This is a genomic window from Streptomyces pilosus, assembly GCF_014649835.1.
In the GTDB taxonomy this organism is placed as follows: Bacteria; Actinomycetota; Actinomycetes; order Streptomycetales; family Streptomycetaceae; genus Streptomyces; species Streptomyces pilosus.
Map to the genome: position 1 here is coordinate 31,365 of NZ_BMTU01000008.1, position 12,578 is coordinate 43,942.

The following is a 12,578-nucleotide window of genomic DNA, read 5'->3' on the forward strand; positions in this document are numbered from 1 at the left end:
GTCACTGTGTGACGGGGTGCACGCCGGGACGCGGATCAGGCGGGGGCGCCCGTGCACTCCGGGACGCCGGTCAGGCGGGGGCTCCCGCGCCCGCCAGGTCCTCGATCGTCCGCCGCGTCGCGGGGCTTACGAGCGGGGCCCAGGCGCGCGGGGCGTCCGCGAGCCAGCCGGCCACGGTGACGGCGAACCCGGGTACGTGGCGGCCCAGGTCGGTCAGGCAGCGCTCGAAGCGGGCGGCGCCCTCGGGGCTGCGGCCGAGGAGCAGCCCGGTGCGGTGGACGAGGACGCGCGGCTCGGGGCCGGGAGTGCGGGCGGCGGCGCGCAGCACCGCTTCGAGGACGGCGGGGTCGGACTCGCGGGCGAGGAGCGCGTCGAGCAGTTCGCGGCGCAGGGGGCGGGAGGCCCGGGTGCCGGGGGCGGTGAGGACCCCGGCGAGGACCAGCCGGAGTGGTTGCGGCCCGTCGTCGAGCAGGCCGGTGAGCAGGGCGCGGAGTACGGCCCGGTCGGCGGGGCCGCCGTGGTCCAGTCTCCGGTCGGCGTAGGCGGCCACGGTCCCGGTGAGCTCGGGCCGCCGTTCGGTGCTGTCCCGCAGCAGGGCGGCGACGTCGCGGGCGAGGGCGGGGGTGGTGGCGTCGGCGAGGGCGTGGAAGGTGCCGGCCGGGTCCGCCGCCCGTGCCAGCCTCGTACGGAAGGCGTCGAGGACGGGCTCCGGGTGGGTGGCGAGGGCGTCGGTCAGCGCGCTCGGCGGGATGCGGGGGTCGCCGTCCGCGAAGTGGGCCAGCGCCCGGGTGAGATGGCGGTCCCTGCTGTCGGGGTCGCGGACGAGGAGGGCGAGCGCCCCGCCGTGCAGTTCCCGGTCGGTGGCGCGGACGAGCACGGCGAGGGCCGCGTACCTGAGCAGGGTGCGGTCGGCCGCGTCGCGCGCGTACGGCGCGGCCCGCAGGCCGTAGGTGATCGCCGCGGCCCGGCGGGCGGGGCGTTCGTCGCGCGCCCAGCGGTCGGCGGCCCGGCACATCGCCGCGGGCTCCTCCTCGGTCAGTACGGTCAGCAGTTGCCCGGCGCGCCGGTGGGCGCTGTCGGCGAGGGCGTCGGTCAGCGCGTCCAGGGCCTCGTGGCGGTGGGTGTGCAGCAGCGCCTGCGCGGCCGTCGCGACGGTCGCGTGCGGGGTGGCCGGCAGCGGCCGCTCGTCCTCGAACCAGCGCACCAGGTACGGCAGTACGGCGACGGGGTCGGTGGTGAGCAGCCGGGCGGCGGCGTCCAGGAAACGGGGTCCGCTCTCGCACGGGGGGCCGTCGGCGTGGACCAGGCGGCGCAGCAGGGCGCAGCGCGCCTCCACGGGCAGCCGGAGCGCGGTCCAGAAGGCGGGGCCGAGCTCCGGCGGGACGGTCCGGCGCTGTTCCCGCCACGCCACGATCCGGTCGGTCAGCAGGCGCAGCACACCGGTGTACGGGGTCGCGTCGGGCACGCGTGCGAGGGTCGTGGTGAGCAGGCGGGCGGCCCACCAGGAGCCGGGGTCGGCGTCGAGGGCGTGGGTGAGGTCCGCCAGGCGTGAGGCGAGGCGGTCGGTGCCGTGCCGGCGGGCGAGGAGCAGCAGGGCCTCGGCGACGGGCCCGACGCGGTGGTGCGGGAGGGGCTCCGTGGGCGGCGGGGTGCGGTGGCCGTGGTGGACCAGGGCGCGCAGGGCGCCGTCCAGGTCGAGGTGGAGGCCCTGGAGCCAGTCGGCGAGCTCCTGGTGGGCGAACCGGTGGCCGGACCCGGCGGGGACCAGGAGTCCCTCGGCGAGTGCGGCGGCGGCCCAGCCGGTGCCGGGCCCGCCGGGCCGCTCGGGGTCGGCACCGGGCGGGAACAGGGCCTCGGACGCCTCCCGGTCGAGTCCGCCGTGCCCCGTGCCGAGGGCGCGGCGGGCCGCTTCGTGGACCCGTCCGGCCACCGTGGCCGCCAGCCGCCGGACGGCGGTGCCGCGCAGTCCGTGCTCGGCGGCGAGGCGGGTGGCGATCCGCAGGCACAGCAGGTCCAGGTGGGCGGAGAGCACGTCCTCACGCCGGACGGGGACGTCGGGGGCGTCGCCGGCGAGGGCGGACCTGATCTCCGCGAGCAGGCGCAGGGTGAGCGGATGGCGGGCGTCGGTGCCGGTGACGGCGCCCTCGGGGATGCGGTGGCGGGCGCGGACGTCGCGGGCCTCCTCGGGGGTGAGGTCGCCGAGGGTCACGCACGGAGGGAGCCCGTCGGCCCGGCATTGCGCGCGGTGCAGCAGTTCCTCGGGCCATCCCGCCTCCTCCCAGTACTCGGCGCGGCAGGCCACCACCAGCCGCACGCCCGCGTCCCGCAGCCACCGTGTGGTGCCGGCGGTCCACTCCGGGAGGCGGTGGAACAGGCCGGGCGGCATGTGCTCGGGGTCGTCGAGGAGCAGCAGCAGGGGGCGTCCGGCGGTGCGGGCGAGCCGGGCGAGACGCTCCGGGCGCAGATCACCGAGGGCGTCCGGCGTGGCCGGGACGGGGACGCGGGTGGCGGCGACGGCCGCGGCGGCGCGGTCCAGCGCGCGGCGGGCGGCGTCCGCGAGGGAGCGGTCGTGCTCGCGGAGGTCGGCGCCGCGCAGCATCAGGGTGGGGTGTCCGTCCCGCCGGCGGCGGGTGGCGAGTGCCGCGAGCTCCGTGCTGCGGCCGCTGCCGGGGTCCCCGACGAGGCCCAGCACGGTGGCGCCGCCCCGCTCGAAGGCGGCGAACTCCGCCAGGACGGCGGTCCGTTCGACGCACTCCACGGGGACACTCGGAGCTGCCTCCCCCCGCACGGACGGGACCGCCGGTTCTGCCGGAGGGACGGCGGCGAAGACCGTGTCCGGGGTGAACCCGGCTGGGAGGTGCGCGAGTCGCGCCGGGGTTGCCTCGTACCCGGCCGCGCCGGCATCCGGGTGCGTGGCGCTCCGGGTGGACCCTGCCGGGAGGGGCGATCCGGTCGTGCGCCACGTCGGAGCGGTCGAACGCCCGGTCGGAGCGGCCGTGCGCTCCGTCGAACCGGCCGTGAACCCTCGGGCGGCGGGCTGGAGTTCGTTCCACGCGGCCGTCAGTTCCACCAGTCCGGCGAGATTGAGGTCGGTCCCGTGGGCGGGCACCGTCGCCGCGTTCTCGGCGAGCAGTCCGGCGAGGGCGGGAGCCGTCGGGGGAAGCGGCACGGCGAAGCCCACGTCACTGCCGGCCGAGCGGAGGGCGGTGCCGAGGACGCCGAGCACGGTGCCGGTGCGGGCGTCGAGCACCGGTCCGCCGGCGGCTCCGCCGCCGAGCCGCAGCGCGTCCCGGCCCGCGGTGCCGACCGCCAGCTCCAGGGCGTGGGCGACGGGATACGGTCGGTCGGTGGCGGTGTAGGTGACGGCGGTCGTGCCCAGCACCCGCGCCTCGCGCCACCCCCCGGCGGCGATCCAGACGTAGGTGCCGCTCCCGACGCCGCTCCGGGTGGAGACGGGCAGTGGCGTCACGCCCAGCCCTTCGGTACGCACGAGGGCCAGATCGAGCGCGGGCAGCGGGGTGACGGCGTCGGCGGTCACCACGCAGTGGCGGTTCCCGGCAGCGGACAGCACGAGCCGGGGCAGGCCGTCCACCGCTTCGTGGCTGGTGATCACCGTGCCGTGGTGGTCGGCGACGAATCCGGTGCCGCGCGGGCGGCCGGCGAGATCGTGCAGGCGGACCAGACCGTCGTCGACGGACCGGTCGGGAGCGGCCGGGCTGCCGTCGGGCGTGCCGTGGAGGCCGGCCGGGCTGCCCAGCGGGTACGGCGGTCCCGGGGCGTCGAAGACCCCCGAGGCGTCCCGGAGACTCATGAGGGCCCCGGCGGACGGCTCCGAGGCGGCCCAGGCGGGTCGGGGGCGCCCGGACGGCTCCGTGCGCCCCGGGTCCCTCCCGCCGTCGGAGGAGTCCGTGCGGTCCCGGGGTCGCGGAAAGTCGCAGGTCCCCGGGGCCCCGCTGGAAACCGCGGGGCTGCCCGGGACGTCCCGCTCCTCACGGGATCCGATTCGTGACGGCATCCTGGTGCCTCCCGCCGTACTTCCGCGCCCTGGTCTGTGACCTTAGGCCCGAAATGATCAGCGGCACAGATCGGCCGGCGAACGCGCCCCCTTCCGCTCCCCCGGTTCACTCCGAGCGCCCGCACCTACGGGTGAACGGGCGGGCGGGAAGGGATAGACCCTAGGGGTGGGGGAACCGAGGGGGACCGTGGAGCGGCGGCATGTCCATCCCCGTGACGCCGCTCCACGGGCGGACCTCCGGCCCGCCCGCCCGTCAGCCGAAGACGGCCAGGCTCCTGGCTTTCCCCCGCTGTTCCTCGACGAGCGCCAGGAAGCGGCCCCGGGGACCGAAGACGCCCACGGCGCCGGATCCGGCGTACTCCTCGGGCATCTCCAGCCGCACCCCGTTGGTGAGCAGCCTGGCCCGCCGCTCGTCGACGTCCCAGCGCGGGAAGGCGGCCGTGGCCGCCTCGGCGACGGGCATCACCGTGAGGTCCTCCTGGAGCTGCTCCAGCGTCCTGGCGGAGTCCAGCTTGTACGGGCCGACGCGGGTGCGGCGCAGCGCGGTGAGGTGGCCGCCGACGCCGAGACCGGCGCCGAGGTCGCGGGCGAGGGCGCGGATGTAGGTGCCCGAGGAGCAGACGACCGACACCACCAGGTCCAGCACCGGCGTGCCGTCCGCGGCGACGCCCTCCCGGACGTCGTACACGGAGAACGACGAGACGGTGACCGGACGGGCGGGGATGTCGAACTCCTCGCCCTCCCGGGCGCGCTTGTACGACCGCACTCCGTCGATCTTGATGGCACTGACCTTGGACGGCACCTGCATGATGTCGCCGGTCAGCCGGGCGACACCGGCGTCGACGGCCTCGCGGGTGACCGCGGAGGCGTCGGTGGAGGAGGTGACCTCCCCCTCGGCGTCGTCCGTGAGCGTGTTCTGCCCGAGCCGGACGGTGCCGACGTACTCCTTCTCGGTCAGCGCGAGGTGACCGAGGAGCTTGGTCGCTTTCTCGATGCCGAGGACGAGGACTCCCGTCGCCATCGGGTCGAGGGTGCCGGCGTGGCCGACGCGCCGGGTGCGGGCGATGCCGCGCATCTTGGCGACCACGTCGTGCGAAGTGAAGCCCGACGGCTTGTCGACGATGACAAGGCCGTCGGGCGCGGTGTGCTTCTGGGTCATTCGGAGGTGTCGTCCGTCTCGTCGTCTTCCGGCTTGCGGTACGGGTCGGCCTCGCCTGCGTACCGGGCGCCCGCGGACGCCTCGCGCACCTTCGCGTCGGACTGGCGCGCCCGGTCGAGGAGGTCCTCGATGTTGCGTGCCGTGTCCGGCAGGGCGTCCATGACGAAGGTCAGGGTCGGCGTGAACTTCACGCCCGCCGCCCGGCCCACCTCGGAGCGCAGGATGCCCTTGGCGCTCTCCAGGCCCGCCGCGGCGGCCTTCCGCTCCTCGTCGTCCCCGTACACGGTGTAGAAGACGGTCGCCTCCCTGAGGTCACCGGTGACCCGGGTGTCCGTGATGGTGACGTGCGAGCCGAGCCGCGGGTCCTTGATCCCGCGCTGCAGCTTCTGGGCCACCACCTCTCGGATGAGGTCCGCCAGCCTTTTCGCCCGCGCGTTGTCGGCCACTGGTCCGTCTCCCGTTCTTTCCTGTCTGCGTGTTTCTGGGCTGTGGTCGTCAGTCGTCGTCTTCGCCGTGGAAGCGCCGCCTGACGGACAGCAGCTCCACCTCGGGGCGCCCGGCGACCAGCCGCTCGCACCGGTCCAGTACGTCTCTCAGGTGCCCCGCGTCACCGGACACCATGGCCAGGCCGACGACGGCCCTGCGATGGAGGTCCATGTGGTCCACCTCGGCCGCGCTCACCGCGTACTTGCGCTGGAGCTCGGCGACGATCGGGCGGACGACGGAGCGCTTCTCCTTCAGCGAATGTACGTCGCCGAGGAGGAGGTCGAAGGACAGCGTCCCCACATACATGTGCAACCGGTTCACCCGCCGGTACGGGATAGGCGGCCCCGCCATCCGTGGTGGGCAGGGACACCAGAACCGTACATCGAAGGGGGTGCGGCGATCGACGGATATTGCGCCCGCCGGATCGCTCCCCCCGCACACACGAGCCGGCCGGCGGGACCGAGGTCCCGCCGGCCGGTGTGCACCGTGGGGTGTTACGCCCGCGGCTTCTCGCGCATCTCGTACGTCGCGATGACGTCGTCGACCTTGATGTCGTTGAAGTTTCCGAGGTTGATACCACCCTCGTAGCCTTCGCGGATCTCGGTGACGTCGTCCTTGAAGCGACGCAGGCCCTCGATGTTGAGGTTCTCCGCGATGACCTTGCCGTCGCGGATGAGCCGGGCCTTGGTGTTCCGCTTGACCTCGCCGGAGCGGATGAGCACACCGGCGATGTTGCCGAGCTTGGACGAGCGGAAGACCTCGCGGATCTCCGCGGTGCCGAGCTCGACCTCCTCGTACTCCGGCTTGAGCATGCCCTTGAGGGCCGCCTCGATCTCCTCGATCGCCTGGTAGATGACCGAGTAGTACCGGACGTCCACACCCTCGCGCTCGGCCATCTGCGCGGCACGCCCCGCGGCGCGCACGTTGAAGCCGATCACGATGGCGTCGGAGCCCATCGCCAGGTCGATGTCGGACTCCGTGACCGCACCGACGCCGCGGTGCAGGACGCGGATGTCGACCTCTTCGCCGACGTCCAGCTGGAGCAGGGAGGACTCGAGGGCCTCCACCGATCCGGAAGCGTCACCCTTGATGATCAGGTTCAGCTGCTGGATCTCGCCGGCCTTGAGCACCTTGTCCAGGTCCTCGAGCGACACGCGGCGCGTGCGCTTGGCGAACGCGGCGTTGCGCTCACGGGCGGCGCGCTTCTCGGCGATCTGACGGGCCGTACGGTCCTCGTCGACGACGATGAAGTTGTCGCCCGCACCCGGGACGTTGGTCAGGCCCAGGACCTGGACCGGCGTCGACGGGCCGGCCTCGGCGACGTTGTTGCCGTTGTCGTCGAGCATGGCGCGCACGCGGCCGTAGGCGTCGCCCACCACCATCGTGTCGCCGACCCGCAGCGTGCCTCGCTGGACGAGGACGGTCGCCACGGCACCGCGGCCGCGGTCGAGCCGGGACTCGATCGAGATGCCCTGCGCGTCCTGCGTGGGGTTGGCCCGCAGGTCGAGCGAGGCGTCCGCGGTGAGGATGACGGCCTCGAGGAGGCTGTCGATGTGCAGACCCTGCTTGGCGGAGATGTCGACGAACATGGTGTCGCCGCCGTACTCCTCGGCCACCAGGCCGTACTCGGTCAGCTGACCGCGCACCTTGGTCGGGTCCGCGCCCTCGACGTCGATCTTGTTGACCGCGACGACGATCGGGACCTCGGCGGCCTTGGCGTGGTTGAGCGCCTCGACCGTCTGCGGCATGACGCCGTCGTTGGCCGCGACGACGAGGATCGCGATGTCCGTCGACCGCGCACCACGGGCACGCATGGCGGTGAACGCCTCGTGACCCGGGGTGTCGATGAAGGTGATCTTGCGCTCTTCGTCGTTGACCTCGGTCGCGACCTGGTAGGCACCGATGTGCTGGGTGATGCCGCCGGCCTCGCCCGCGATGACGTTCGTCTTGCGGATGGCGTCGAGGAGGCGGGTCTTGCCGTGGTCGACGTGACCCATGACGGTGACGACCGGCGGGCGGACCACCAGGTCCTCCTCGTCGCCCTCGTCCTCGCCGAACTCCAGGTCGAAGGACTCGAGCAGCTCGCGGTCCTCCTCCTCCGGGCTGACGATCTGAACGGTGTAGTTCATCTCGTCCGCGAGGAGCTGGAGCGTCTCGTCGGAGACGGACTGGGTCGCGGTGACCATCTCGCCGAGGTTCATCATGACCGCGACGAGCGACGCCGGGTTGGCGTTGATCTTCTCCGCGAAGTCGGTGAGCGAGGCACCGCGCGACAGGCGAATGGCTTCGCCGTTGCCGCGAGGCAGCATCACGCCGCCGACCGACGGGGCCTGCATGGCCTCGTACTCCTGGCGCCTCTGCCGCTTCGACTTGCGGCCGCGACGCGCGGGACCACCGGGACGGCCGAAGGCGCCCTGCGTGCCACCGCGGCCACCGGGACCGCCGGGACGGCCGCCGAATCCGGGACGGCCACCGCCGCCGCCGAAGCCGCCGCCACCACCGGGACGACCGGCGAAACCGCCGCCGCCACCGGGACGACCGGCACCGCCACCGCCGCCGGGACGACCGGCGAAGCCGCCGCCGCCACCGGGACGACCGGCACCGCCGGGACGACCCGCGCCACCGGGACCGCGGCCACCGGGGCCGCCACCGGGACGGGGGCCCGCAGCGGGACGCTGCGGCATCATGCCGGGGTTCGGACGCGGGCCGCCGGGGCCGCCGCCGGGACGGGGACCGCCCTGCGGACGCGGCATGGAGCCCGGCGTCGGGCGCTGCCCGCCCGGAGCCTGCGGACGCGGACCGCCGCCCTGGCCACCGGGGGCCTGGGGACGGGGACCGGCGCCGGGGGCACCGGGACCGCCGGGACGCTGGCCCTGCGGGCGCGGGGCCTGCGGACGGGCCATGCCGGTGGAGCCACCGGACGTGAACGGGTTGTTACCGGGACGGGGACCGGCCGGGCGGGCACCCGGACGCGGAGCGCCGCCACCGGGACGCTGGCCCTGGCCGGCCGGACGACCGCCCTGGCCACCCTGACCCTGGCCCGGACCGGCCGGACGGCCACCGGGCTTGGGGGCACCGGGGCGCGCGCCGCCGGGCTTCGGCCCGGACGGGGCGGGCGCCGCCGCCGCGGGCGGGGCCTGGAACTCCGGGGCCGCCGGAGCCGGACGCGGCGCGGGCCGCGGGCCCGGCGTCGGGCGCGGACCGGAGGCCGCCGGCGAGGGCGCCGACGGGGCCGCGGGCTGCTGCGCCGCGGCGGGCTTGGGCGCCGGCGGCTTCGGAGCAGCCGGACGATCCCCCACCGGCTTGACGCCGTGGGAGGGGCCCCCAGCCTGCGCCGGGGACGGCGCTGCGGGCCTGGGGGCGGCCTTCCTGGGCGCACCGGGCTTGGCGGCGGACTTGCCGTTGCCGCCGCCCTGCTGGAAGGCGTCTGTCAGCTTGCGTACTACGGGCGCTTCGATGGTCGAAGACGCCGAACGGACGAATTCACCGAGTTCCTGGAGCTTGGCCATGACGACCTTGCTCTCCACGCCGAACTCCTTGGCGAGTTCGTAGACCCGGACCTTAGCCACTTCGCTCCTCTGAGGTCCGGGTTGCGTCCGGACCGTCGCTAGTTCATGGGCGTACTCATCGCGTACTCATCGAGTGCTCATCGCAATCTCGACCTGCTTTCGACTCGCGAGGTACCAGACCGCACGGGGGTTTCCGTGCGGCATGTTCATGCCGTGTTGCTTGCCCAGCCGGCGCGGAGCCGCTGCTCAGCAACCTTGTGCCTGCTCGACGTAGTGGCGCAACGCCTTTACGTCGAGCGGTCCCGGGACGCGCAGCGCCCTGGGAAACGCCCTGCGGCGTACCGCCTGGTCGAGACAGACCGGGGCGGGGTGCACGTACGCACCCCGGCCGGGCAGCGTACCGCGAGGATCCGGGACGCACGCGTCCTCGATCGCCACGATCCGCAGCAGCTCGTTCTTGACCGCTCGCTCCCGGCACCCCACGCAGGTGCGCTCGGGGCATACGCCAGCTCGTGTCCGGCCAGACACTCCTCAGTCTACCTCCCCGGACCGACCTCACCCCTTCGGGGCAAGAATCGAACACCGCCGCGGACAAAGCTGTCGTAATCTCAGCCCACCGCGGCCTGGATCTATTCCCCGGTCTGCTCGGTGTCGGGCCGGATGTCGATCCGCCAGCCGGTCAGACGGGCGGCCAGGCGGGCGTTCTGCCCCTCCTTGCCGATCGCCAGGGACAGCTGGTAGTCCGGCACGGTGACGCGGGCGGAGCGGGCCGCCAGGTCGACGACGTCCACCTTGGAGACCCGGGCCGGGGACAGCGCGTTCGCCACCATCTCGGCCGGGTCGTCCGACCAGTCGACGATGTCGATCTTCTCGCCGTTCAGCTCGCCCATGACATTGCGCACACGGCCGCCCATGGGGCCGATGCAGGCGCCCTTGGCGTTCAGACCCGACCGGGTGGACCGGACGGCGATCTTGGTGCGGTGACCGGCCTCGCGGGCGATGGCGGCGATCTCCACGGAGCCGTCGGCGATCTCCGGCACCTCCAGGGCGAACAGCTTCTTCACCAGATTGGGGTGCGTGCGCGACAGGGTGACGGACGGGCCGCGCACACCCTTGGCCACCCGGACGACGTACGACCGCAGCCGCATGCCGTGGGGGTAGGTCTCGCCGGGCACCTGCTCCTGCACCGGCAGGATGGCCTCCAGCTTGCCGATGTCGACCAGCACGTTCTTGGGGTCACGGCCCTGCTGGACCACGCCGGTGACGATGTCGCCCTCGCGGCCGGCGTACTCGCCGAGCGTCGCGTCGTCCTCGGCGTCGCGCAGGCGCTGCAGGATGACCTGCTTGGCCGTGGTGGCGGCGATACGGCCGAATCCGGACGGGGTGTCGTCGAACTCGCGGGCCTCCTGGCCCTCCTCGAGGTCCTCGGGGTCCTCCTTCGCCCACACGGTCACGTGTCCGGTCTCCCGGTCGAGCTGCACGCGAGCGCGCCGGCGGCTTCCCTCGGTGCGGTGGTAGGCGATGAGGAGGGCCGACTCGATCGCCTCGACCAGCAGGTCGAGGGAGATCTCCTTCTCCCGTACCAAGAGCCGAAGAGCACTCATGTCGATGTCCACGATTACGCCTCCTCTTCCTTCTTGTCGTTCTTCTTGTCGGACGCGTCGTCCTTGCGGTTGAACTCGACCTGGACGCGCGCCCTGGCGATGTCGTCGAAGGCGAGTCTGCGCGTGGTGGGCCTGCGGCCCTTCACTCCGGGCACCTCGACGTCGAGTCCCTCGTCGTCGACCCCGGTGATCCTGGCGACGAGTTCGTCGTCACCGGTCAGCTGGAACCGCACCAGGCGGCCGGTGGCGCGCAGGTAGTGGCGGTGCTCGGTGAGGAGGCGCTCGGCGCCCGGGGTCCCGACCTCGAGGGTGTACTCCGCGCTGCCCATCGCGTCCGTCTCGTCGAGCTTCGCCGAGAGCGCGCGGCTCACATCGGCGATCCGGTCGAGGTCCGCACCGGTGTCGGAGTCGACGACGACGCGCAGCACACGCTTGCGGCCGACCGCGTCCACGGCGATCTCCTCGAGATCCAGGCCCTGGGAGCTGACGAGCGGTTCCAGAAGTTCTCGAAGCCTCTCGCTCTGGGTGGTGCTCATCCGGGTGACTCCTCGGCCGCGTGTGCTGTTGTGGGACGGTGCGCGTGTCTGCATCAAAGGGTATCCGGTTGCGGGGGGTGTTGCCGTCCACCCCGGTCGGGGAGGGTGCCGCTGACGGCCGCGGGGCGGACGCCCGGGTACCGTGATCGCGGGCCAGCGGTCCGCTTCCCTTCCGTCGTCACGTTCGTACGAGTCCCCGAGGACGTCTGCCGTGCCGTTCCCCTCGTCTCCGCCCGCCCGTTCGGGGCCGCGCAGAAGGATCCTGCTCGCCGCCGCCCCGGCGGCCCTGCTGGCGGCGGGCTGTTCCGCCGGGTCCGGGAAGCCGGAGGGCGGCGGCCGCCCTTCGGCCGCCGACCGGGTCCGCGCGCGTGCGGCCGTGGACAGCCGGGAACTCGCCGGGCGGTACGACGCGGTCGTCGCCGCGCATCCCGGGCTGGCGGGGCGGCTGCGTCCGCTGCGCGCGGAGGTCGCCGCGCACGCGCGGGCGTTCGGGGACGGGGGCGGGGACGCGGCGAAGGCGTCGCCGTCACCGTCCGGTTCGGGGACGGCCGCTGCCGCGTCGCCGGCTCCCACCCGGGCCGCCGTGCCGGTGAAGGAGAAGGACGCTCTCGCCGAACTGGCGGCGGCGGAGCGGGAGATCGCCGACCGGCGGACGCGGGAGCTGCTGGACGCGCCGGACGAACTGGCCCGGCTGCTGGCCTCGGTGGCCGCGGCCGGCGCGGCGCATGTCTATCTGCTGACGGAGGCCGGACGGTGAACGAGGCGCGCGAGACGGAGGACGGGGAGCTGCGGGCCCTCCAGGCGGCCCTGGCCGCGGAACACGCGGCGGTGTACGGCTACGGAGTCGTCGGTGGGCGCGTCGGCAAGGAGCGGCGCACCGAGGCACGGGCGGCGTACGACGCGCACCGGGCACGCAGGGACGCGTTGGTGCGCGCGGTGAGGGACACGGGTGGAGCGCCCGTCGCCGCCGCGGCCGGGTACGCGCTGCCCTTCCCGGTGCCGGACGCGGCCGCGGCGGTGCGGCTGGCGGCGGAACTGGAGGGCAGGGTGGCCGGGGTGTACGCCGACCTGGTGCGCGCGAGTACCGGTGAGCGGCGGCGGGGGGCCGCCGAGGCGATGCGGGAGGCGGCGGTGCGGGCGGTGCGCTGGAGCGGGGAGAGCGTAGCCTTCCCTGGGCTCGCCGAGCGGGGCGGTACGGCTTCGGGGACACCGGCGCCGTCCGCGTGACGTGACGGGGCGGCAGGCACCGCGTACAGCAGGAAGGGAACG

10 protein-coding genes are annotated in these 12,578 nt (G+C 74.3%); 2 read left to right on the forward strand and 8 right to left on the reverse strand.

What is annotated here, in order from left to right; translation table 11 throughout:
* Positions 1 to 70: 70 nt before the first annotated feature.
* From IE118_RS20585 to rimP, 8 genes are all read right to left on the reverse strand, one after another.
* Positions 71 to 3,811, reverse strand: coding sequence for a trypsin-like peptidase domain-containing protein (locus IE118_RS20585; protein ID WP_229846879.1), 3,741 nt, complete (start codon positions 3,809 to 3,811; stop codon positions 71 to 73).
* 457 nt (positions 3,812 to 4,268) lie between these two features.
* Positions 4,269 to 5,174 (reverse strand): tRNA pseudouridine(55) synthase TruB, encoded by a 906-nt coding sequence (truB, locus tag IE118_RS20590; RefSeq protein WP_189559454.1) that lies wholly within the window; start codon positions 5,172 to 5,174, stop codon positions 4,269 to 4,271.
* The gene (gene rbfA / locus IE118_RS20595) at positions 5,171 to 5,620 is read right to left on the reverse strand and encodes a 30S ribosome-binding factor RbfA (RefSeq protein WP_189559455.1); all 450 of its coding nucleotides are present in this window, start codon (positions 5,618 to 5,620) and stop codon (positions 5,171 to 5,173) included. The genes truB and rbfA overlap by 4 nt, the downstream gene beginning before the upstream one ends.
* 49 nt (positions 5,621 to 5,669) lie before the next feature.
* On the reverse strand, positions 5,670 to 5,966 hold the full coding sequence (locus IE118_RS20600; protein WP_189559663.1) for a DUF503 domain-containing protein: 297 nt from the start codon (positions 5,964 to 5,966) through the stop codon (positions 5,670 to 5,672).
* Positions 5,967 to 6,154: 188 nt separating this feature from the next.
* A complete protein-coding gene (gene infB / locus IE118_RS20605; RefSeq protein ID WP_189559456.1) occupies positions 6,155 to 9,229 on the reverse strand; it encodes a translation initiation factor IF-2 in 3,075 nt (1,024 codons plus the stop codon).
* Positions 9,230 to 9,415: 186 nt separating this feature from the next.
* Positions 9,416 to 9,697, reverse strand: a complete 282-nt coding sequence (locus tag IE118_RS20610) for a YlxR family protein (RefSeq protein WP_189559457.1) — start codon at positions 9,695 to 9,697, stop codon at positions 9,416 to 9,418.
* 101 nt (positions 9,698 to 9,798) lie between these two features.
* Complete coding sequence (nusA, locus tag IE118_RS20615) at positions 9,799 to 10,785, reverse strand: transcription termination factor NusA (RefSeq protein ID WP_189559458.1); 987 nt, start codon at positions 10,783 to 10,785, stop codon at positions 9,799 to 9,801.
* Between the two features lie 2 nt (positions 10,786 to 10,787).
* Positions 10,788 to 11,309 (reverse strand): ribosome maturation factor RimP, encoded by a 522-nt coding sequence (gene rimP / locus IE118_RS20620; RefSeq protein ID WP_189559459.1) that lies wholly within the window; start codon positions 11,307 to 11,309, stop codon positions 10,788 to 10,790.
* A 211-nt stretch (positions 11,310 to 11,520) separates the two neighbouring features.
* On the opposite strand from rimP, the gene IE118_RS20625 reads away from it, so the two are divergent.
* Together IE118_RS20625 and IE118_RS20630 are read left to right on the forward strand one after the other, a co-directional pair.
* Positions 11,521 to 12,066 carry a hypothetical protein gene (locus IE118_RS20625; protein WP_189559460.1) on the forward strand — a complete coding sequence of 182 codons (546 nt, stop codon included), beginning with the start codon at positions 11,521 to 11,523 and terminating at the stop codon, positions 12,064 to 12,066.
* Positions 12,063 to 12,536, forward strand: coding sequence for a DUF4439 domain-containing protein (locus tag IE118_RS20630; protein ID WP_189559461.1), 474 nt, complete (start codon positions 12,063 to 12,065; stop codon positions 12,534 to 12,536). Before IE118_RS20625 ends, IE118_RS20630 begins: the two co-directional genes overlap by 4 nt.
* The last annotated feature ends 42 nt before the right edge of the window (positions 12,537 to 12,578 follow it).

Excerpts from the sequence above, each read along its gene's own strand:
- truB (WP_189559454.1), bottom strand. The coding sequence starts at position 5,174 with ATGACCCAGAAGCACACCGCGCCCGACGGCCTTGTCATCGTCGACAAG.
- IE118_RS20585 (WP_229846879.1), bottom strand. The coding sequence starts at position 3,811 with ATGAGTCTCCGGGACGCCTCGGGGGTCTTCGACGCCCCGGGACCGCCG.
- rimP (WP_189559459.1), bottom strand. The coding sequence starts at position 11,309 with ATGAGCACCACCCAGAGCGAGAGGCTTCGAGAACTTCTGGAACCGCTC.
- IE118_RS20600 (WP_189559663.1), bottom strand. The coding sequence starts at position 5,966 with ATGTATGTGGGGACGCTGTCCTTCGACCTCCTCCTCGGCGACGTACAT.